At 75.4% G+C, this 21,259-nt stretch carries 14 protein-coding genes; 6 read left to right on the top strand and 8 right to left on the bottom strand.

Annotation, left to right across the window (positions count from 1 at the left end):
• The first annotated feature begins 224 nt into the window (after positions 1-224).
• The gene (locus ACF1BN_RS06965) at positions 225-1,514 is read left to right on the top strand and encodes an ATP-binding protein (RefSeq protein WP_392330536.1); all 1,290 of its coding nucleotides are present in this window, start codon (positions 225-227) and stop codon (positions 1,512-1,514) included.
• A gap of 160 nt (positions 1,515-1,674) precedes the next feature.
• Here the strand turns inward: ACF1BN_RS06965 and ACF1BN_RS06960 are convergent, their stop codons facing one another.
• Positions 1,675-2,586: a carbohydrate kinase gene (locus ACF1BN_RS06960; protein WP_392330535.1), complete on the bottom strand. Its 912-nt coding sequence runs from the start codon at positions 2,584-2,586 to the stop codon at positions 1,675-1,677.
• A gap of 189 nt (positions 2,587-2,775) precedes the next feature.
• On the opposite strand from ACF1BN_RS06960, the gene ACF1BN_RS06955 reads away from it, so the two are divergent.
• Positions 2,776-3,351 (top strand): YdeI family protein, encoded by a 576-nt coding sequence (locus ACF1BN_RS06955; protein ID WP_392330534.1) that lies wholly within the window; start codon positions 2,776-2,778, stop codon positions 3,349-3,351.
• Here the strand turns inward: ACF1BN_RS06955 and ACF1BN_RS06950 are convergent.
• The 3 genes from ACF1BN_RS06950 to ACF1BN_RS06940 form a co-directional block, all read right to left on the bottom strand.
• Positions 3,348-3,935 carry a GNAT family N-acetyltransferase gene (locus tag ACF1BN_RS06950; RefSeq protein ID WP_392330533.1) on the bottom strand — a complete coding sequence of 196 codons (588 nt, stop codon included), beginning with the start codon at positions 3,933-3,935 and terminating at the stop codon, positions 3,348-3,350. The genes ACF1BN_RS06955 and ACF1BN_RS06950 overlap by 4 nt on opposite strands.
• 33 nt (positions 3,936-3,968) lie before the next feature.
• Positions 3,969-5,507 (bottom strand): hypothetical protein, encoded by a 1,539-nt coding sequence (locus ACF1BN_RS06945; protein WP_392330532.1) that lies wholly within the window; start codon positions 5,505-5,507, stop codon positions 3,969-3,971.
• Positions 5,508-5,836: 329 nt separating this feature from the next.
• Entirely contained in the window at positions 5,837-7,669 is a 1,833-nt protein-coding gene (locus tag ACF1BN_RS06940; protein WP_392330531.1) for a hypothetical protein, read from the bottom strand.
• 176 nt (positions 7,670-7,845) lie between these two features.
• Here ACF1BN_RS06940 and ACF1BN_RS06935 point away from each other — a divergent pair, with 176 nt between their 5' ends.
• The gene (locus ACF1BN_RS06935) at positions 7,846-9,357 is read left to right on the top strand and encodes a PP2C family protein-serine/threonine phosphatase (RefSeq protein WP_392330530.1); all 1,512 of its coding nucleotides are present in this window, start codon (positions 7,846-7,848) and stop codon (positions 9,355-9,357) included.
• A 199-nt stretch (positions 9,358-9,556) separates the two neighbouring features.
• Here ACF1BN_RS06935 and ACF1BN_RS06930 read toward each other — a convergent pair whose 3' ends face one another.
• Entirely contained in the window at positions 9,557-11,047 is a 1,491-nt protein-coding gene (locus tag ACF1BN_RS06930) for a hypothetical protein (RefSeq protein WP_392330529.1), read from the bottom strand.
• A 235-nt stretch (positions 11,048-11,282) separates the two neighbouring features.
• Between ACF1BN_RS06930 and ACF1BN_RS06925 the strand changes: the two genes are divergently transcribed.
• From ACF1BN_RS06925 to ACF1BN_RS06915, 3 genes are all read left to right on the top strand, one after another.
• A complete protein-coding gene (locus tag ACF1BN_RS06925) occupies positions 11,283-12,416 on the top strand; it encodes an aminoglycoside phosphotransferase family protein (RefSeq protein ID WP_392330528.1) in 1,134 nt (377 codons plus the stop codon).
• Between the two features lie 282 nt (positions 12,417-12,698).
• Positions 12,699-14,648, top strand: a complete 1,950-nt coding sequence (locus ACF1BN_RS06920; protein ID WP_392330527.1) for an N-acetylmuramoyl-L-alanine amidase — start codon at positions 12,699-12,701, stop codon at positions 14,646-14,648.
• Positions 14,649-14,807: 159 nt separating this feature from the next.
• Entirely contained in the window at positions 14,808-17,057 is a 2,250-nt protein-coding gene (locus tag ACF1BN_RS06915; protein WP_392330526.1) for a germacradienol/geosmin synthase, read from the top strand.
• A 58-nt stretch (positions 17,058-17,115) separates the two neighbouring features.
• Here ACF1BN_RS06915 and ACF1BN_RS06910 read toward each other — a convergent pair whose 3' ends face one another.
• The 3 genes from ACF1BN_RS06910 to ACF1BN_RS06900 all read right to left on the bottom strand — a co-directional run bounded on the left by ACF1BN_RS06910 (position 17,116) and on the right by ACF1BN_RS06900 (position 21,106).
• A complete protein-coding gene (locus ACF1BN_RS06910; RefSeq protein ID WP_392330525.1) occupies positions 17,116-17,484 on the bottom strand; it encodes an RNA-binding S4 domain-containing protein in 369 nt (122 codons plus the stop codon).
• Between the two features lie 16 nt (positions 17,485-17,500).
• On the bottom strand, positions 17,501-17,998 hold the full coding sequence (locus ACF1BN_RS06905) for a hypothetical protein (protein WP_030494979.1): 498 nt from the start codon (positions 17,996-17,998) through the stop codon (positions 17,501-17,503).
• A gap of 81 nt (positions 17,999-18,079) precedes the next feature.
• Entirely contained in the window at positions 18,080-21,106 is a 3,027-nt protein-coding gene (locus tag ACF1BN_RS06900; protein WP_392330524.1) for an ATP-binding protein, read from the bottom strand.
• Positions 21,107-21,259 lie beyond the last annotated feature (153 nt).

Below are 21,259 nucleotides of genomic sequence, written 5' to 3'. Positions count from 1 at the left end.
CCCGGACCCGCCGCCGTCCGCCGTACGCCATACGCGCACACGCACACACCGCTCCCCGCCGTACGCGCACGCGCCGCTCCGCCCAGTGACGAAGCGGCGCGTTTCCCCGTACCGCCTTGTGCAGGATGGCGCAGGCCCCCGCCCCCGGCCCGCGCCTAGCCTCGCCGCAACGAGCACGGCACGCGTACACCGAGCACGGCCTGCGTACGAGGGGCGGAACCACCGTGAACTGGCACATCCACGACTACCGCGAGAACGATCTCGCCGCCGTCGTCCACCTGATCGACACCACGGCCGAGCTGGGCCAGGAGTCCGTCTTCTCCCTCGCCGAGTGCATCGGCGCCCTCACCTCCCGCCAGCCGGCCGTCGTCGCCGTCCACCAGGGCGTGCCGATCGGCGCGGCGCTCGCCTGCGTCTCCGGGGAGCGCGCCTGGGTGATGCGCGTCGCGATCGCCTCCGCCTGGCGGGGCCGGGGACTGGCCAGCGCCCTCCTGGTGGAGCTGGAGCGCAAGCTGGTGGCCGCCCGGGTCGGGCGGATCGCGTACGTCCTGCCGGAGGAGGAACTGCTCGGCGAGGGGCTGCTCAACGCCGGCTACACCCGCCGGCCCGCGGTGGCGTACTTCGAGAAGACCGAGCCCCTGCACGGGCCCGCCGCCGGCGTCCTCGACGACCTCGGCGGCCGGCTGCTCCCCGGCGACCTGTGGGCGAAGGTGGCCGGCATGGAGCGGGAGAAGGACCTGATCGAGCGGCGGGTGGTGCTGCCGCTCGCCGAGCCCGAGCGGGCCACCCGGCACGGGGTCCGGCCGCCCCGGGCGATCTGCCTCTTCGGGCCGCCCGGCACCGGCAAGACCACCTTCGCCCGGGCCGTCGCCTCCCGGCTCGGCTGGCCCTTCGTCGAGATCCTGCCCTCGCGGCTCGCGGACGGCGGCAACCTCGCGGCGGCGCTGCGCACGGCCTTCGCGGGGATCGCCGAGCTGGAGCGGGTCCTGGTCTTCATCGACGAGGTCGAGGAGATCGCCCCGGTCCGCTCGGAGCCCGCGCAGCCGGGCGGACTGCACGGCGTCACCAACGAACTCCTCAAGCTGATACCGGGCTTCCGCGAGGGGGACGAGCGGCTCCTGGTGTGCGCGACCAACTCCGTCCGCTCCCTCGACCCGGCCTTCCTCCGTCCGGGCCGCTTCGACTACCTGATCCCGATCGGCACTCCGGACAAGGCCGCCCGGGCCGCGATCTGGGCGCGCTACACGGACGGGCGGCCGGAGGTGGACATCGACGAACTGGTCCTCGCCAGCGACCTGTTCACCCCGGCCGACATCGAGCACGCGGCCCGGGTCGCCGCGCAGGCGTCCTTCGAGCGGGACCTGCTCGCCGTCGGCGGCCGCGGCCCGGAGGGGCCGGCGCCGGGAGCGAGCACGGCGGACTACCTGGCGGCGATCGCGGCGGCCCGCCCGACGGTGACGCCGGAACTGGTCGATCAGTTCGCGGCCGACATCACCAGCCACGCCCGGACGTGACCGGTCCGGCCCGTCCGACCCGCCCGGCCCGCGCGACCCGTCCGGCCCGTCCGACCCACGGGACCCGCGCGAACCGTCCAGCCGACGGGTCTCGCGAACCGTCCGGCCCGCGCGACCCGTCGGCCGTGCCCGGGTGGCACCCCCCGTCCGGGCGGGAGCGTCATCGGGCGGCGAGCGCCGCTTCCAGCTCCTCGCGGTCCGGCGGCCGGGCGCCCGACCGGGAGACGGTGACGGCCGCCGCGGCGCCGGCCCTGGCCAGTACCCCGGCGAGGGCGTCGGCGCCGAGCGCGGCGAGCCCGGCCCGGTCCCGGTCGGCGAGGGCGTCGAGGACGGCCGACAAGAAGGAGTCCCCGGCACCGACCGTGTCGACGACCGCGACGGCCGGCGCCCCGGCGGCCACCGTGTGGTCCCGGGTCACCGCCAGTGAGCCGGAGCCGCCCCGCGTGACGAGGACGACGGACGGCCCGAGCGCCAGCCAGCGCGCCGCCACCGCCTCCGGGGTCTCGCCCGGGTACAGCCACGCCAGGTCCTCGTCGCTGGCCTTCACCAGGTCCGCGAGGGCCACGCACCGCTCCACCCGTTCCACCGCCGTGTCGTGCCCGCCCATCAGCGCGGGCCGCACGTTCGGGTCGTAACTGACCGTGGCCGTGGGCCGCAGCCGCCCGGCGAGGGCGAGCACGGTGGCGGCACCGGGCTCGGTGACGGCCGCGATGGAGCCGAGGTGCACGTGGCGCACCGGCCGCGGCGTCGCGGGCGGCTCGCCCGCGGTCAGCGTCCAGGCGATGTCGAAGGCGTACGAGGCCTGGCCGCGCCCGTCGAGGGAGACGACGGCCGACGGAGTGCGCGCGGGGACGCCGCCGACGGCCAGCCGTACCCCTGCATCGGTGAGGTGGCCTGCGATCAGCCGTCCCGCCGGGTCGTCGGCGAGCTGGGTGAGGAGGGTGGCGTCCCGGCCGAGCCGGGCGAGGCCGTAGGCGACGTTGGCGGGACTGCCCCCGGGGTGGACGACGTCGGCGGCGCCCGGGTCGCGGACGATGTCGGCGACGCACTCGCCGATCACCAGGAAGGACATGGGGTTCACAGCTCCTCGGCATAGGTGTCCCGGTGGCCCGCCCGGCCGTCGAGGACGTTCGGGCCGACGTGACCGGCGCGAAAGCCGGCCCGGTCGATGATCCCGTTCCCGTATCTTGTGCGGGACCGTACGGGGCCGTACGGGACGGTACGGGACGGGCACGGGCGCGCACGGGGGAAGGCGGACGGGGTGGAGACGGTCGGCACGGACGAGGGTCTGGAGGTCCTCGCCTTCGACGGCGGCGACGACCTGGAGGCGTGGCTCGCCGCCCACCACGGCGACACGCCCGGCATCTGGATGCTGCTCGGCCGCAAGGGCGGCGGCCTGCCCTCGCCGACGGCCGACGAGATCCTCGACCTGACGCTGGCGTACGGCTGGATCACCGGCAAGCGCAAGGCGCGCGACGAGCGTTCCTACACCCAGAAGATCACCCCGCGCCGGCCGCGCAGCCTCTGGTCCCAGGTGAACGTGCGCCAGGTCGAGCAGCTGCTCGCGGACGGCCGGATGCGCGAGCCCGGGCTCGCGGAGGTGAGGGCCGCGCAGGCGGACGGACGGTGGGCCGCCGCGTACCCCTCGCAGAAGGACGCCACGGTGCCGGACGACCTGGCGGCGGCCCTCGCGGCGCGCCCCGAGGCGGCCAGGGCCTTCGAGGCACTCGGGAAGACGGACCGCTACCTGGTGATCCTCTCCCTCTGGCAGGCGAGGACCCCGAAGACCCGGGCGGCCCGCCTCGAACGGGCGGTGACCCGCCTGGCGGACGCCTAGGACGTCTCCTCCGGCACGTGCCTCGTCCGGCCCGCCCCGAGGCGAACGTCCTCGCTCCGTCGGCGGTACAGGACCTGATGGGCGTCCCACTCCACGAAGGAGTCGGCGTGCTCCAGGCCGACGGCCTCCAGCAGCCGGCGGGAGCGGTGGTTGGCCTCCTGGGTGACGGCGACGACGCTCGGGGCCGTCTCCAGGACGCGGGCGACGACCGCGGCGACCGCCTCGCGGGCGTAGCCGCTGCCCCAGTGCTCGGGCAGGAACTGGTACGACACCTCGGTCTCTCCGCCGTGCCCGGCCGGCTCCACGGTGACGAGGCCGAGCAGGACACCGTCCCCGGCGCGCACCACGGCGTGCCGGCCGGGCGCGCCGACGATCCTCCGGCGGCGCAGGGCGACGACCGACGCGATGACGGGGCCGCCGAGGTGACGGCGTACCTCCGGGTCGGTCCAGAGACGGGTCACGGCGGGCAGGTCGGCGCTCCGCACGGGCCGCAGCAGCAGCCGCTCGGTGCGGACCGTGTCCTCGCGCGGCGCACCGGGTCTGGAGGGGCGCTCCGGGGGACGGGGCGGCGGCGTGACGGTCATGCCTCCGATCATCCCAGGGCGGCCGGTCACCGGTCACCGGTCACTGGTCGGTCGGTCGTCGAGGGCGGGGACGCCCGCCAGGTCGAGGAGTTCGCGCAGGCGGCGGGCCGGCAGGTTCGGGTTGGCCGCCGCGCCCTCCGCCGTCGCGGGGTCGTCGAGCAGCGCCGCCAGGGCAGCCGCGTCCCGCAGGCTCGGAGCGGCCGCCGCCGCGCGGCGCACCCGCGCGTCGGGATCCGCGAGCAGCCGTACGGGCGCCTCGGCCGGACTCGGGTCGGCGGCGGCGAGGGCGCGGACCTCCGGGTCGTCGTGGTCGAGCAGGTGCTGGAGGCCGGTGCGGGGCATTCCCGGCAGGGTCAGCAGGTGCGGGCGCTGCCGGGGGCGCGCGACGAAGGTGGCGAGGACGGTCTCGGGCGGCGCCAGCGGGTGATGGCAGGCGAGCCGGTGCCGCACCTCGGGATCGGGGTCCTCGGCCAGTCGTCCGACCAGTTCGGCGGGGAGGGCGGGGTGGCTCGCGGCGACCCGGCGGAGGACCGTGTGCTCGGACCGGGCGCACGCCTCGTACCAGCTGGCGTCCGGCCCGTCGAACAGCCAGGCGTCCGGCTCGGGGATCGGGCAGTCGCAGTCCACGGCGTGCCATCCGACCACGCTGTCGATGGCCGCGCGCTCGGCCCAGGTGCGGGGCAACGGGTGGATCACGGCCCGCTCCCGCACCGACTCGTCCGGGTCCTTCGCCAGCTCCGCGAGCAGCGCCGCGTCCGCGTCGGCCCTGGCCGCCACGCGTTCCCGCACCTCGGGGTCCGGGTCGCGGGCGAGGCGGACGACGGCGAAGTACGGCGTGTGGCGGTTCTGCGCGAGCGACCACAGGTCGCGGCCGGCGGCGAGACACGCCTCTGCCACGTCGGTGACGGGGTGGTTGGTGAGCAACCCACGTCGGAAATGGCCGTTCTCCTCGGGGAGTTCGGCCTCCAGGGCGACGGGGTCCAGGTCCCTGACCCGCCGTGCCGCCGCCGCGCGCACGGCCGGGTCCGGGTCGGCGAGCAGGGCGGTGCGCCGAGCCGGGCCGAGCCGGCGCCAGGAGGTGTTGTTCACGCCCATGGCCCGCAGCCGGGGATGCGGGTGGTCGGGCAGCGCGCGCCAGAAGGACAGCGGGATCTGCCGCGAGGAGATCAGCTCGCCGGCGATCTCGTCCGCCGTCAGCATCCCGTCCTCCCCCGCCTCCTCTGCCGTGAGGAGCGTCTCGATGACGGCGTCCGGCAGGGGCCGCGGCCTCCGCGGCCGGGGCCGGGGGCCACGGGCGAGGGAGGCCCGCACGACGCCGGCGGGGTCGCTCACCAGCCGACCCCGCCGGCCGGGGTCGACGTGCGGGTTGCGGGCGAAGGCGCGGCGCACCGCTCGCTCCGGGTGCGCGACCACGGCGTCGACGACATCGGCGGGAAGGTCCCGCTCCTCGCAGAGGACCGGCCAGGCCGCCCGCCCGGCCGGGGCGAGCAGGCGGATCAGGACGTCGGACGGGGCGGCCGGGTTGGCGGCGATCCCGCGGAGCCAGGACTCGGAGAGAGGGGAGGGGGACATGGGACTTCCTGTCGGGGTGGGGTCTGGGCCCGGTCGGCGGGTCCGCATACGGTCGGGGCGGGGGCCCGGTGAGCGGGCGAGCATGCGGCCGGGGCCGGCTGGCGAGCTTACGGCCGGGGCGGACCCGGTCACCGGCGCACATACGGCCGGGGCGGGTCCCGGTGGGCGGGCGTGCACGCGGCCGGGGCCGACCCCGGTGAGCGGGCGAGCGTACGGCCGGGGCGGATCCCGGTCAGCGGGCGTACACGCGGCCAGGCGGGTCCCGGTCAGCCGGCGAGCACTCGGCGGAGGCCTGTCGGAGGGCGAGCGTACGGCCGGGGCGGACCCGGTCAGCGGGCGTGCATACGACGGCGCAGGGCCTCCAGGGCGCCCGGGCGGCGGCCGGGGACCCGGCGGCGCAGGGCCACCAGGGTGGGGCCGATCGCGCGGGCGCGGGCCGGGTCGGTGATCTGCTCCCACTGGTGGTGGGCGCGGTCCACCGCCCCCTCGACGTCCCGGTCGTCCGGCTGCTGACGGAGCCCCAGGCGCGCCTCGGCCACCGCGAGCCACAGCTCGCAGCTGCGGGCCGGCTCCCCCGCCAGCCGGGCCAGGTCCGCCCGTACCTCCATCCAGTGCACGGCCTCCCCCGAGCGTGGCCCGAACCTGCGCAGGGCGTCCCGCTCCCACGCCGCCGCCATCTCCGCCGCCTCCGCGTGCCGCCCCGCCATCGCGGCCGACAGGATCGCGGGGTGCGGATCGTGCGCGACCGGCTCCTCCGGCCCGGTCTGCCCGTAGGCGGCGGCCCGGCGCGGATCGACCGGCGCCGGCCCGGCGACCGGGGCGGGCACGGGCGGGGCGGAGACAGGTCGGGCGGGCGCGGGTGCGGCGACGGGAGGAGTCCGAGGCATCGGCGGGACGGCCTTCGCCGGGACCGGGGTAGAGCCTCCCTTCTCCTTGGCGGGGACCAACTTCATCGTCCCGGAGGAGAGTTCGGATTCCTCGGGCGTCGCCACGACAGGTGCGGGGACGGCCGGGGATCCGGGAAGCGGCTCGGGTACGGCAACCGATTCCCGCTCGGATACAGCTACCGATTCCGGCTCGGGTCCAGCTACCGGCTCGCGCACAGCGACGGGCACGGGTGCGGGTGCCAACTCGCGTACGGGCTCCGCCTCGGGCTCGCCCCCGGGCTCGGGACCGACCGCCGGAGCCGGCACGGGCTCGGCCGCGGCGAACCCGGCCGGAAGGGCAGGAGGGCCCGCCGGAACAGACCCCGACACGACCACCGGGGCAGCAGGAACAGCAAGGGGCACAGGCGCAGCAGCAGGCGCCGCCACAGAAGCAGGCGCAGGCACCGGCACCGGCACCGGCACCGGCACAGCAACCTGCGCCGGTACGGCAACGCCGACCGGCCCCACCTGGGCAACGGCCACCGGCGCCACCACCGCGCCCCCCGCCCGCGCCCCCGGCCCCGCCGGCAGCCCGTCCGGCCCGAGGAACAGCGCCGGCGCCGACTGCGTACGGGCGACCGCCTCCGCGTGCAGGGAAGGGAAGGGGAGTCGGACGCCGGCGCGCCACTGGTCGGCCCAGGCGCGCAGGTAGTCGGGGGTGGCCCGCTCGCCCCGGCGAGGGGGCGGGGTGACGCGGGCGTAGAGCGTCGGGGCGGGGTTCAGGCTCAGCAGCTCCGGCCCCGCGCCGAGTCGGGTCCAGGTCTCCGGGTCCGCGACGAGGTCGGCGACGACCGTCGTCGTCCCGGCCGGTCGGGCGGCCGCCGCCTCCGCGAGCCAGTGCCAGGGCAGGGCCGTGTAGCGGAGGGCCGCCGAGGTGCTGCGCGCCAGGGCGAGGTGGGGCAGCTGCTGGCGGCGGTCCAGATGGAGCTGGCCCGCGAGGTAGAGGACGAGCGGGCCGGGGCTCTGCGCGGCGGCGCGCAGCCGGGTGAGGACGGTCTGCGGGTCGACGGGATCGGCGAGTTCGACGAGCGTCGCGGTCGCCGTGCCGGTGAGGACGCCGGGCGGGACCGCCGCGAGCGCGGGCAGCACGGAGACGGCGTCCATGGTGCGGCCGCGTCCCGCGGGCGCCGCCGCGAGCAGTACCGCCGTGCCGGCCGGGCCCGAAGTCACCGCCGCCGCCTCCCCCGTCTCCGTACCCACCGCGCCCGCCGTACCGTTCGCCTCGTCGCTCACCACACGTGCACCGTAACCGGTTGTGTCGTGGCCGATGACGGCCGGGCCTCAGGCATATGTCAGAAGCACCACCGGATCGAGTGTTGCCAAACCCCTTACGACCGCACCGCCCCTGTGCCACAGTCGTCCCCAGGCCCCGTCTCCACACGGGCCGCGCCGCGCCTGTATCGGAGTACGACATGCCGTCCCCTCTGTTCGCGGACCACCCCGCCCAGCCGCCGGAGCCGGGTGCCGTGGACGCGCTGATCTCGCAGGCGAGCCGTCTGCGCGGTGAGGTCGACGCCGTCCGCCGGGACGCCGCTGCCCATGACGACGATCCGCAGCACCGCTGGCAGCGCGCGCTCTGTGATCTGGCGATGCATCAACTCGACGAACTCAGAAGCCAGTTCGGACAGCTCCGTGCCGGTGCGCCGGCCGCGACGCTCACCGCCCCGCCGGTCCCCGCACCGGAGGACGCCGCCCCGGCCCCGGCGGAGCCCGAGGAGGACGCCGTCTTCGACGGGTCCTTCACCAGCGAGGTCGGCGCCGCCTACGGCGAGGCCCCCGCGCGTACCGGTTCGCTCCTCACCCGGGTCGGCAGCGGCGAGTGGAACCTGCTGACCGACGAGGTGAGCTGGTCCGACGAGCTCTTCCAGATCTTCGGCCGCGCGCGCGAGCTCGGCCCCATGTCGCTCGACGAGATGCCGACGGTGGTCTTCTCCGAGGACCAGCCGCGCCTCCAGGCGATGGTGACGGACTGTCTGATCGACGGGAAGCCGATCGACGGGGAGTTCCGGATCGTCCGCTCCGACGCCAAGGTCCGCACCGTGCACATGACCGGCGAGCCGGTCCTCGACGCCGACGGCTTCACGGCCTCCATGTGGGCCGTCCTGCGGGACGTCAGCGAGCTGCGGCGCAGCGAGCGGGCCGTCCGCGAGAGCCGGGACAGCCTGGAGCGGAGCCGGCAGATCGAGCGCACCGAGCGCCGGGTGGCCGTCGAACTCCAGGAGGCGGTGCTCCCGCCGTGGCGGGGCTCGCTCCGCTTCGCGCACGACGGTCCCGCCCCGCTCGACGTCGCCGGGCACTACTTCCCGGCCGCCTCCACCGGTCTGATCGGCGGCGACTGGTACGACGCCCTCGCCCTGCCCGCGGGCGACGCGCTGCTCACCGTCGGCGACCTCACCGGTCACGGCGTGGCGGCGACCTCCTCGATGGCGATGCTGCTCGGCGCGCTCCGCGGCATGGCCGTGGCCGGGATCCGGCCCGGCGCGCTCATGGGCCACCTCAACCAGCTCCTGGAGAGCTCGGGTCAGCCGGCGCTGGGCAGCGCGATGTGCTGCCGCTACGACCCGGTGGCACAGACGCTCACCTGGGCGCAGGCCGGCCATCCCGCCCCGCTGCTGTTCCGCGGCGGGACGGGACGTCCGCTGCGCCGCCCCGAGGGCGTCCTCCTCGGAGCGACGCCGGCGGTCGCGTACGGGGAGACCGAGACCCCCCTCCACCCCGGCGACGTGCTGGTGCTGCACACCGACGGGCTGACCCGGGGTGCGAACGCCCTCGACGACACCGGTGTCGCACGGCTGCTCGCCCTGGCCCCCCGGATCGCGGAGGCACGGGACGCGCAGGACTGCCTGCGGTCGGTCCTGGAGGAGTTCGGCGAGGAAGCCCGCGAGGACGACGCCTGCGTGATGATCGTCCGCGTCGGTTCCTGAGTCCGCGTCGGGCCTCGGAGCCGTGTCGGGCCTCGGGGCCGTGTCGAGCCTTGGGGCCACGTCGGGCCTCGGGGCAGCGTCGGTTCCTGAGTCCGCGTCGGGCCCTGGGGCCGTGCCGGCTCCTGAGTCCGCGTCCGTTCCTGAGAGCCGCGCCGGCTCCTGGTTCCGGCAGCACCGCCCGCCGGCGGCCCGCCGGTTCTCAGGCCAGACCCGATCGCGGGGCCTCCGGCGAGCGCGGCAGCTCGACCTCCAGCTCGGCCCGCAGGTCCTCGATCTTCGAGTAGCCCGCGTACTGGCCGGTGAGCCGGTACATCTCACGCAGCCGGTGCCAGGTCCGGTGCGAGGAGGTCTCGCCCATGGAGATCAGCGCCAGCCGTGCGTACCGGTCCGCCTGCTCCGGGTCGTCGGCGATGAAGCACGCCGACGCCATCGAGATGTGGTCGAAGAGCTTCGAGCGGTCGTGCCCGTCGCGCCGCAGGTCCAGGGCGAGCCGGGCGTGACGCTGCGCGGTGGCCGCGGCCGACGGGTCGTGTTCGGCGAGCGTGCGGTAGGCGAGGGCCTGCATGCCGTGCATGTCGGCCTCGTCGAAGCTCTGCATCCAGTTCGGCGTCTTGTCCTGCCGGTCGGAGACGAACAGGTCCTCCGCCTCGCCGAGGGTGCGGCGCATCGCCTGGCCGTGTCCCATCGACGCCTGCGCCCACGCCTCGATGGTGTGGAACATCGCCTGGGTGCGCGGCAACAGGCGTTCGCCGGCGCCGGACTTGGCGAGCTTCATCAGGTCCAGGGCGTCGTCGGGGCGGCCCAGGTGGACCATCTGGCGTGCGGCGCGGGAGAGCGCCTCGCCGGCCCGGGGCCGGTCGCCGCTCTCGCGGGCCGCGTGGGCGGCGATGACGAAGTAGCGCTGTGCGGTGGGTTCGAGGCCCACGTCGTGGGACATCCAGCCCGCCAGCACGGCGAGGTTGGCCGCGACGCCCCACAGGCGGCGCTGGAGGTGCTCGGCGTGGCGGTAGGCCAGCATGCCGCCGACCTCGTTCAGCTGGCCCACCACGGCCTTGCGCTGGAGGCCGCCGCCCCGGGAGGCGTCCCAGGCGCGGAAGACCTCCACGGAGCGCTCCAGCGCCTCGATCTCCTCCGACCCGATGGGGGCGGCCTCGTAGCGGTCGTACCCGGCGGGGTCGGCGTGGAGGGGATCGGCGGCCCGTGGGGCCGCGGTGGGGCGGGAGGGCTCGGTGCGGAGCCAGTCGTGCAGGGAGCTGTTGAGTGCGGATCCGGCGGTGAGCGCGATGCCCGCGCCCATCAGGCCGCGTCGGTTGAGCATGAGGTCCATTCCCGTGAATTCGGTGAGGACCGCAGCCGTACGGTCGGGAGCCCACGGCATTCCGTCAGGGTTGTCGTCGTTGTTCCTGACGTCCTGCCGCGTTCCGGCACGCCCGCGTCGTACGAACCCGAGGTCCTCGATGGTCACGACACGGCCGAGTCGCTCGGTGAACAGGGCGGCCAGCACCCGTGGAACGGGATCTCGGGGGGTCTCCCCCCGGTCGATCCAGCGTCGCACCCGCGAGGTGTCGGTCGACAGCTGGGGGTGGCCCATGGCCGCCGCCTGCCGGTTGACCAGTCTCGCGAGTTCGCCCTTGGACCAGCCGGCGAGGCCGAAGAGGTCCGCCAGGCGGGTGTTGGTCTGTCCTGTCACGTCTAAGCCCCCAGGTTCTCGGCTGAGTTGACAGTAGCCCGCTGTCATAGGGCTGGCGACTATTCGCCAGGGTTCGCCAGGGTGCGCCCAGTGTTCCGCTACCCGGGCGCGGGTGTGATGTAGGTATGCGCCACCCCGCCCCGTCGACCGGCCCTCATTTTCCCCAGGGTGCGGACCGGGGGCGGGCGGGGCGACGCACGCGACACGTCGGCGCACGAAGGGATCTGTCACCTCCATGTACACAGCATCGTCCTCCGTGTCCGCCCCGCCCCGGCCGCAGACCCGGCTGGCGCCGGCCGGCGGACCGTACCTCGCCCCCGCGCCGCGGGGCGCCCGGACGAGGTCCTGGGCGGCCGGGACCGGCACCGTGCCGGGCGCCCAGGTCAGCGGCCGGATCGACCTCTCCGGCCCGCAAGGGGCGCAACTGAAGGTCGCCATCGCCTCGGTGCAGCGGATCTGCCCGGAGTTCAACCCGGTGCAGGTGCTGCGCCGGAGCGGCCGGTCGGTCCTCATCGTCGGGACGACCGGGCGGACCACGGCGGTGGCGAAGTGTTTACTGGACCACTCCCCGGCCTGGGTCGAGCGGTTCCGGCACGAGATAGGGTCCTACCGTTCCTTCGTCCGGCACCGTCCCCCGGTGCGCGCGCCGCGGCTGATCGCCGCGGACCCGGACAACTGCGTGCTGGTGATCGAGCGGATGCCCGGACGGGCCGCCGCCCTCTCGCGCCACCCCGTCGAGGCCCCGCCGCGGGCCGACGTGCGGACGGCGCTGGGGGCGATCGCCCGGCTGAACGCCTGGCGTCCACCGGCGGGGACCTTCGACGCGCCGCTGGACTACGGCACGCGGATCGCCCGCTACCACGAGCTGGGGCTCTTCACCGACCGGGACCGTGACGACCTGCAGAAGCTGCTGCACGGCCTCGCCCACGCGGGCGGCCGGCAGGGCATGGGCCAGTTCTGCCACGGCGACGCCCTGCTCTCCAACATCCTCCTCTCCCCCGCCGGTCCGGTGCTCGTCGACTGGGAGCACGCCGGCTGGTACCTGCCCGGCTACGACCTGGCGACGCTCTGGGCGGTACTCGGTGACGCGCCGCTGGCCCGCCGCCAGATCAGCCAGATGGCGCAGCAGCAGGGTCCGGCCGCCCGGGACGCGTTCCTGGTGAACCTGATGATCGTGCTGACGCGGGAGATCAGGACATACGAGACGGCCGTGCAGCGGACCATCAAGGAGGCCCCGCCGGCCGGGACGGTGGCGGTGCCGTCGGGAGCGCTGGCTCCCGGGGAGGAACAGCGGCTGCTGCTGAGGCGGCTGCACGACGACTGCGCCATGGCACGGCGGGCCGTGCGCGCGGCGGTCGGGACGCGCTGACGTCCCGACCGCGAGACGGGGGTGTGCGCCGCGCACCCGGTGCCGACACACCGGGAGTGCGGCGCTTCGCCGTTCCCGGGGGCCTCATTGGTCGAGACCTCCGACGCGTGGCCGGTGGGCGGGCCGTCACCGCGAAAGTCGCCGCATTCGGCCCGTGGCAGGGCCCTGACGTGGGAACTCGCCTGCGGTGAGGGGTGATTGACGGGTGGTCCGGGAGCCGCTACCCCTGTACGGGTTCGGTCCCGCACGCCCCCGTGTCACCCCCCACCCCTGGAGGCTGCCTTGCTCCGTTCCGCGTCCCGAGGACGTGCGCTCTCCGTCGCCGCGTCCGCGGCCCTGCTCCTGCCCCTGCTCTCGGGCGCGCCGCCGGCCGGTGCGGGCGCGCCGGTGCCGGACTCGCTCCAGCACCGGTTCGCGGCGGCGGCCGAGCGCCACGGCGTGCCGCGGAGCGTGCTGCTCGCGGTCTCGTACCTCCAGTCACGGTGGGACGGCCACGCGGGCGCGCCCAGCGTGACCGGCGGCTACGGGCCGATGCACCTGACCGACACGGCCACGGCGCTGGCCCGCTCGGTGCCGCACCACTCGGCGGAGGGCGAGGACGCGCGCGGCGACGGCGCCCGGCCGGCCCGCACCGGGGCCGAGGTGGCGCTTCCCGCACCGGAGCAACTGCCGGACCGGCTGCGGACGCTGGAGCGGGCGTCGGCGCTCTCCGGGATCCCGGCGGAGGAGCTGCGGACCTCGGCGGCGGCGAACATCGAGGGCGGCGCGGCGCTGCTGGCGGCGGCGCAGCGGGAGGCCGGTCTGGCGCCGAGCCCCGATCCGGGCGCCTGGTACGGGGCGGTGGCGCGGTACTCGGGCGCCGACGACACGGCCACCGCGGCGGCGTACGCGAACGACGTCTTCGAGGTGATCAGGACCGGCGAGGAGCGGGTGACCGACAGCGGGCAGCGGGTGGTGCTGCCGGCCGCCGCCGGGGTGGTGCCGGAGACGGGCCAGGTGGCGGCGCTCGGACTGCGGGCGCCCGAGCGGGGTCCGGTGGAGTGTCCGAGGACGGTGCCCTGCGAGTGGATCCCGGCCCCGTACGAGGAGTTCGGCGACGGCGACTACGGCAACCACGACAAGGCGGACCGGCCGGTCTCGCAGTCGATCGACTACATCGTCGTGCACGACACCGAGGCGACCTGGGACGTCACCCTGAAGCTGGTGCAGGATCCGGCGTACGTCTCCTGGCAGTACTCGCTGCGGTCCTCGGACGGGCACGTCGCCCAGCACCTGCCGCTCAAGGACGTCGGCTGGCACGCCGGGAACTGGTACGTGAACGCGAAGTCCGTGGGCCTGGAGCACGAGGGCTTCCTGACCGCCCCGGACTCCTGGTACACGGAGGCGATGTACCGGAACTCGGCGCGGCTCGTGCGCCACCTGGCGCAGCGGTACGACATCCCCCTCGACCGGCAGCACGTCATCGGGCACGACAACGTACCGGGGACGGTGGCGTCGACCATCCGCGGCATGCACACCGACCCGGGGCCGTACTGGGACTGGGCGCACTACTTCCGGCTGCTCGGCCGGCCGCTGACGCCGGGTGCGGGGCCGCGGGCGGGCGTGGTGACGATCCGGCCCGCGTACGGGGAGAACCGTCCGGTGTACACGGGGTGCGCGACGGCCGGGGAGGCGTGCGCGCCGCACGGCAGCGGTGCCGTGCGCCTGCACACCGGGCCGAGTGCCGACGCGCCGCTGGTGAGGGACGTCGGGCTGCGGCCGGGCGGGGAGGACTCGACGACCGGGGTCAACGACACCGGGGCGCGGGCGTCGACGGGGCAGAGCTACGCGGTGGCGGAGCGCAGGGGCGACTGGACGGCGATCTGGTACCTCGGCCAGAAGGCGTGGTTCCACTCCCCGGAGGCCGCGCCGACGGCCGTGGGGGCGCGCGGGCTCGTGCTGACCCCGCGCGAGGGGCTCGCGGAGGTGCCGGTGTACGGGCGGGCGTATCCGGAGGCGTCGGCCTACCCGGCGGGGGTGCCGGTGCAGGCGGTGTCGCCGCTGCCGTACCGGCTGCTCGCGGGGCAGAGGTACGTGGTGGGGCACAGGACGCCCGGGGAGTACTACTACGCACCGGTGTTCGACAGCAGCGAGCACACGGTCGTGCGCGGCCGGGAGGAGTACTACCAGATCCAGTTCGGCCATCGCATCGCCTTCGTGAAGGCCGCTGACGTGCGGGTTTCCCGGGGCTGAACAAGGCTGGCCGAAAGGTGTGGGGTGGTGTCGGCTCCCCCGTCCGGCACCACCCATTCTTCTGTTCATATGACTACTCCGGACGACGAGTCCGGGACCCGGGGCGGGGGTAAGGCTGGGCCGGAACAGCCCCCTTCCACCGGAAAGGCCCGTCCGCACATGCCTCAGCCCTTCGTCATGCCGGATTTCTATGTCCCGTATCCGGCGCGCCTCAACCCCCATGTGGAGGCCGCCCGGACGCACACCCGGGACTGGGCCCGCGCGATGGGGATGCTGGAGGGCTCCGGGGTCTGGGAGACGGCCGACCTCGACGCGCACGACTACGCGCTGCTCTGCGCCTACACCCACCCGGACTGCGACGAGGACGCGCTGAACCTCGTCACCGACTGGTACACCTGGGTCTTCTTCTTCGACGACCACTTCCTGGAGGTCTTCAAGCGCACCCAGGACCGGGCCGGCAGCAAGGAGTACCTCGACCGGCTGCCGCACTTCATGCCGGCCGACCCGGAGCACGCCGTGCCCGAGCCGGTCAACCCGGTGGAGGCGGGACTGGCCGATCTGTGGCGGCGCACCGTCCCCGCCATGTCCGACGGCTGGCGGCAGCGCTTCGCCGAGGCCACCGAAGCGCTCCTGTACGAGTCCCTGTGGGAGCTCGACAACATCAACGACGGCCGGATCGCCAACCCCCTCGAATACATCGAGATGCGCCGCAAGGTCGGCGGCGCCCCCTGGTCCGCGGGGCTCGTGGAGTACGCCGCCGGGGCCGAGGTCCCCGACCGGGTCGCCGCCGCGCGACCGCTGCGGGTGCTCCGCGACGCCTTCTCGGACGCCGTCCACCTGCGCAACGACCTCTTCTCGTACCAGCGCGAGGTCGAGGACGAGGGCGAGAACAGCAACGGCGTGCTCGTCCTGGAGCACTTCCTCCGCTGCTCCACCCAGGAGGCGGCCGACGCCGTCAACGACCTGCTGACCTCGCGGATCCAGCAGTTCGAGAACACCGCCCTCACCGAGGTGCCCGCCCTCGCCGTCCAGGAGGGCCTCACCCCGCTGGAGTGCGCGGCGATCGGCGCGTACACCAAGGGGCTCCAGGACTGGCAGTCCGGCGGCCACGAGTGGCACATGCGCTCCAGCCGGTACATGAACGAGGGCATGGCCGACGCCGCCGACCCGGCGCCCTCCTCCGGTGCGCCGGCGCTCGGGACCGGGGTGCTCGACATCCGCACCCTGCTCGGCGGCCGGGCCGCCGAGGCACGGACGCGGAGCCTCACCCACACGCCCCACCGGCCCGTCGGCCACTCGCCGCTGCCCGACTTCGACCTCCCGTACCCGCTCACCGTCAACCCGCACCACCAGGAGGCCAAGCGCCGCTCCGAGGAGTGGGCCGAGGCCATGGGGCTGCTCGACGACATCTGGGACCGGGCGCTGATGGACGGCTTCGACCTCGCCCTCTGCTCGGCCGGCATCGATCCCGACGCCACCGTGGAGGAGCTGGAGCTCAGCGCCCTCTGGCTGACCTGGGGCACCTACGCGGACGACTACTACCCGATGGTCTTCGGCCGGAAGCGCGACCTGGCGGGAGCCAGGGCGCAGACCGCGCGCCTGAAGGCGTGCCTTCCGGTGGACGACCCGGCCACCGCACCGGACTTCGCGGGGAACGCGCTGGAGCGGTCCCTCGCCGACGTGTGGGCCAGGACCGCGGGGCCCATGGGGCGGGAGGCGCGGGCCGAGCTGTGGACCGCGCTCGACGCGATGCTGGAGAGCTGGATGTGGGAGCTCCACAACCAGGCGCAGCACCGGGTCCCGGACCCCGTCGACTACGTCGAGATGCGGCGCAGCACCTTCGGCTCCGAACTCACCATGCTGATGAGCCGGCTTCGCGCGTCCGACGCGCTCCCGGCGGCACTGCACCGCTCGGGCACCGTCCGCAGTCTGGAGAACGCGGTCGCGGACTACGGGGCGCTCGTCAACGACCTCTTCTCGTACCAGAAGGAGGTCGAGGTCGAGGGCGAGCTGCACAACGGCGTGCTCGTCCTGGAGAAGTTCTTCGACGTCGACCGGGACACGGCCGCCGGGATGGTGCACGAGCTGATGCGCGGCCGGCTGCGCCAGTTCGAGCAGCTGAAGCAGCGTGAAGTCCCGCTGATGTACGCCCACTTCGAGCTGGACGCCGAGGGAAGGGCGGCCTTCGAGGCGCGGCTGCGGGAGCTGGAGGACTGGCTCGCGGGCGTCCTGCACTGGCACCGGAGCGTCCGCCGGTACGGCCCCGGCGACGTGCACGCGGGCGCCGGGACCCCGCTGCTCCGGGAGCGCGCGGAGGAGACGGACCCGGTGCCCGACTGGACGGTGCCGCAGGGCCTCGGCACCACGGCGGCGCGCGTCGCGAGCGCCTTCGCCGGCGTCCCGTCCTGACCCGGACGACACGCGGAAGGGCCGCCCCGGGGCTCCGGGGCGACCCTTCGGTCGTCGGTCAGGAGGGGTTGCGGCCGCGGAGCTCGTCGAGTTCGCGGCGCTCGCGCTTGGTGGGGCGGCCCGCGCCGCGGTCACGGACGGCGGCGAGGGCGACGTGTTCGCGCGGCGGCGGGGGCGGACTGTTGTCCACGTACGCCTCGGCGGCCACCGGCGGACCGACCCGCTTGGTCAGCACTTCCCTGACCTCGACGATCCGCTCGCGGCCCGCGGCGTAGACCCTGACCTCGTCGCCCGGCTTCACGGCCTGGGCGGGCTTCGCCCGCTCGCCGTTGACCTTGACGTGTCCGGCCCGGCAGGCCGCGGCGGCCTGCGAGCGGGTCTTGGTGAGCCGGACCGCCCAGATCCAGGCGTCGACGCGCGCGCTCATCGGCCCCCGCCTCCGCTCAGCCCTGCTGGAACAGCTCGGCGGGCAGCGGCTTCAGCAGCGCGTACAGGTCGTCGGTGATCGGCCGGTCCCAACTGGCGATCGTCACGAGGACGTTGTCGCTGCGGTCGAACTGGACGCAGGAGATGCGGCTCTCGGAGAGCTTGAGGCGGCGCACGATGAGGAGGTTGTCGCCCTGCATGACGGGGACGTCCTCGGTGTCGAGCACCTCGACCGGCTCGTCGTTCTCGAGGGCGGCGAGGAGCTGGGCCACCTCGAAGGGGATCTGGCCCTCGGCGAGCTCCCGGGCCGGGGAGCCCTCGGGGAGGTTGCCGATGATCATCGCGGGGCCGCGGCCGCCGAAGAGGTCGTAGCGCAGGAAGACGCCCTGGCAGGAACCGTCGGGAGCGGGCAGCAGACCGGCGCCGAGATTGCCGGGCCAGTCCCCCGGGTCCATGGCGAGGACGTCGAAGTCCGGGCCAGCGGGAGTGGCGCTGCGGCGGCGGAGGAAGGACATACGGCCATGGTACGTGCCCGGGCGCGCGGTGCGGCCCCGGGCTCCGCCCTCCCGGCAGCGGCCCGCGCGGGCCCGGCGGCCTCAGTCCGCCGGATCGGCCGCCTCGGGCTCCCGCCCGGCCGCTTCCGGCTCGCCGGTGTCGCCCAGGGCGTGGACGAGGCCCGAGCGGTCGGTGCCCAGCTTGCGGTAGACGGCGGAGAGCAGCCGGGCGGCGGTCGTGGGGTCGACGCCGAGGGTGGCGGCCGGGTCGAGGCCGCGGACGGTCGCCCGGGCGGCGGAGCGCTCACGGGCGGTGAGCGAGTTGCCGTCGGCCGTGTGCAGGGCGCGCGGGCGCAGGCCGGCGGCGGCCAGCTCGGCCCGGGCCTCCTCGACGAGGCCGTCGGCGCCGCAGTCCTGGGCGGTCTCCAGGCCCCGGTACAGGTGCTCGGCGGCTTCGGCGTGGCGCTCGGTGCGGCGGAGGGCCGAGCCGAGGGCGACGAGCGAGCGGGCCAGCTCGTACGCGGCCGGGGACTGGTCCAGCCAGTCGACGGACTCCTCCAGGAGCTTGATCCGCTCGGCGCCCTCGGAGACCTCCGCGGTCACCCGGAGCGCCTGGCCGATCGCGGAGGGCGCGCCGTACTGGCGGGCGCGGGCGACCGCGTCCTGGGCGGTGGCGAGCGCCTTGGCCGGGGAGCCGGTGGCCGCCTCGGAGAGGGCGAGGAGGAGCTGCCAGGGGCTGCACGAGGGGTTGCGCTTGCCGCGCGGCTCCAGCCTGCGGCCGATGTCGGCGAGCGCCGCGGCGGCCTCCTCGGCGCGGCCGGTGGCGAGGAGCAGCTCGGCGTGGACGGTCTCGCAGTCGGGGATGGTGACCGTGGCGGGGAAGGGCTCGCCGAAGTCGTGCTCCCGGGCGACCCGCTCGGCCTCCTCCGAGCGGCCGCGGGCGAGCAGCACCTCGATCATGACGCCGGTGGCGTACCAGAGGGCCGGGGTGCGGGGGCCGACGCGCTCGGCGAGGCGGAGGCCCGCGCGGGCGAAGTCCTCGGCCTCCATCAGCCGGCCGCGGCGGAAGCGGATGTAGCCGAGGAGGGTGTACGCGAAGGAGAGGTGGGCGCCGCGCCAGCCCTGCTTCTCGAACTCGGCGGTGCCCGCGGCGAAGAGCTCCTCGGCGCGGCCGGGCCGGTCGGCGTAGAGGTGGGTGAGGGCGACGAGGACCGGGACCTCGAAGCCGCGGCTCTCGTCGGCCCAGCTGAGGCCGCCTTCGAGGGCGCGCTCGGCGTGGCGGAGGGCGAGGGTGGCGGGCTCGGCGCGCAGGGTGGCGTCCCAGGCGCGAAGGCCGATGATGTAGCGCTCGGTGAGGTCGCGGCCGGCGAGCCGGTCGGCGAGGGTCGAGAGGCGGCGGGAGCGGGCGGGCGACTCCGGTTCGTCGGAGCGGAGCGCGTCCCACATGAAGCGCTCGGCCTGCATGCGCAGGCGGCTGCGGGGGTCGGTGGTCTGCCGGGTCTCGTGCTCCAGCAGCTCGGACGCCTCGACCAGGCGGTCGCTGTGGGCGAGGACCTGGGAGAGGCGGTAGACGATGCCGTGCCGCAGGGCCTGGTCGGAGATGGGCTCCTCCAGGGCGGCGCGCAGCTGGTTGACCGTGGTGGCGGGTTCGGTGAGCAGCGAGGCGGAGCTGAGCTCGAAGAGGACGGCGGCCCGCTCGTCGGCGGTGGGAGGCTCGCGCAGGGCGCGGGCCAGGTGGCGGCGGGCCGCGTCGGGTGCGCCGGCGCGGAGGTTCTCGCGGGCGGCGGCGCGCAGCTGGGCGACGACCCAGGAGTCGCCCTCGGGGTGGGTCTCCAGGAGGTGGCGGGCCGCGGCGGCGGGGCCGAGTCCGGCGTCGATGACGCACCAGGCGGCCTGGCCGTGGAAGGCGACGCGGATCGCGTCGGGGATGGCGCGGTAGATGGTGCTCGCGATGAGCGGGTGGACGAATTCCAGCGGGCCGTCGGTGGTGCCGGTGTCGGCGAGGACGCGGGCCTCGCGGAGCCGTTCGGCGCAGTCGGCGACGGCCTCGTCGCCCAGTCCTGCGAGGGCGCCGGCGAGCGCGGGGGAGATCTCGGTGCCGAGGACGGCGCAGGCCCAGGCGAGCCGCATGGTGGAGGTGCCGAGGCGTTCGAGGCGGCTCACGAGCCCGCTGCCCTTGAGGGCGGCGGCGAGGTCGCGCAGTTCGTGGGCGCCGTCGCCGGTGGGGTCGAGACCCCGGTCGCGGACCTTGGCGGCGAGTTCGACGGTCTCGAAGGGGTTGCCGGAGGTGACCTTCCAGAAGTCGTGGCAGAAGGCGTCGTCGGCGTGGGCGCCGATCCGGTCACGGACGAGCCGGGCGACGGCCTCGGCGGTGAGCGGGGCGAGGCCGTGCGGGCGCTGGCCGGACCGGTGGCCGGCGAACTCGGCTCCCTCCTCGGGGAGTTCGTCGGGCCGGTAGGCGACGACGAGGAGCATGGGCAGGTCCTCGGCGCGCGGGGCGAAGGAGGCCAGCCAGCCCAGGGACTCGGGGTCGGCCCAGTGGGCGTCGTCGAGGACGACGACGAGCGGGGCGCGGCGGACGGCGAGGTGGGTGAGGACCCAGTCGAGGCCGTCGCGCAGGCCCTGGGGGTCGGGCGGGGAGCCGGCGGTGGCGGCGCGCAGGCCGAGGGCGGGGCCGACGATGTCGTACCAGGAGCCGAGCCGTTCGCGGAGTTCGGCGTCGGAGGCGTGGGCGAGCTGGGGCTGGAGGAGCTGGCGGGCGACGTGGAAGGCGACGCGCTGCTCCTGGTCGCCGCCGCGGGCGGAGAGGACGGTGCAGCCGCGGGCGCCGGCGCGGCGGCGGATCTCGGCGAGGAGGGTGGTCTTGCCGAGTCCGGCGGGGGCGGCGTAGACGAGGACGCCCCCGCGCGCGGCGGGTGCCTCCGGGCGCTGGGCGTCCGCGGAGCCGGTACGGCTGCGGAGGGGGATGACGCGGGCGTCGCGCGGGGCGGGGACGCGCTCGGGCGGCGACGGGAGTTCGGCCGCGAGGCCGGTGAGCAGGTCGAGGGCCTCCTCGGCGGCGTCGAGCGCCGCCTCGCGTTCGAAGAGGCCGAAGCCCTGGCGGGCCGCCCTGCCGTCCTGTCGTGCCACGTTCCACCCCCACACAGGGGGCGCACGCCCGGCGCACGGTCGGGGCGCCGGGGCGATCACCCCACGAAAGGTCCAGCGTACGCCCGAACGTGCCTCGTGTAACGGCATTCCCCCAAGCAGTTCGGGTGGTCTTGGGGGGCTCGGCGCATGGCG

The sequence above is a fragment of the Streptomyces sp. NPDC014861 genome (genome assembly GCF_043081625.1).
Classification (GTDB): Bacteria; Actinomycetota; Actinomycetes; order Streptomycetales; family Streptomycetaceae; genus Streptomyces.
This window is presented reverse-complemented; position numbering and strand designations above follow the sequence as displayed.

What these genes read in the sequence shown, in the direction of transcription:
- ACF1BN_RS06960 (WP_392330535.1), bottom strand. Translation starts at nt 2,586, where the DNA reads ATGTCCTTCCTGGTGATCGGCGAGTGCGTCGCCGACATCGTCCGCGAC.
- ACF1BN_RS06935 (WP_392330530.1), top strand. Translation starts at nt 7,846, where the DNA reads ATGCCGTCCCCTCTGTTCGCGGACCACCCCGCCCAGCCGCCGGAGCCG.
- ACF1BN_RS06945 (WP_392330532.1), bottom strand. Translation starts at nt 5,507, where the DNA reads ATGTCCCCCTCCCCTCTCTCCGAGTCCTGGCTCCGCGGGATCGCCGCC.
- ACF1BN_RS06905 (WP_030494979.1), bottom strand. Translation starts at nt 17,998, where the DNA reads ATGTCCTTCCTCCGCCGCCGCAGCGCCACTCCCGCTGGCCCGGACTTC.
- ACF1BN_RS06910 (WP_392330525.1), bottom strand. Translation starts at nt 17,484, where the DNA reads ATGAGCGCGCGCGTCGACGCCTGGATCTGGGCGGTCCGGCTCACCAAG.
- ACF1BN_RS06950 (WP_392330533.1), bottom strand. Translation starts at nt 3,935, where the DNA reads ATGACCGTCACGCCGCCGCCCCGTCCCCCGGAGCGCCCCTCCAGACCC.
- ACF1BN_RS06925 (WP_392330528.1), top strand. Translation starts at nt 11,283, where the DNA reads ATGTACACAGCATCGTCCTCCGTGTCCGCCCCGCCCCGGCCGCAGACC.
- ACF1BN_RS06915 (WP_392330526.1), top strand. Translation starts at nt 14,808, where the DNA reads ATGCCTCAGCCCTTCGTCATGCCGGATTTCTATGTCCCGTATCCGGCG.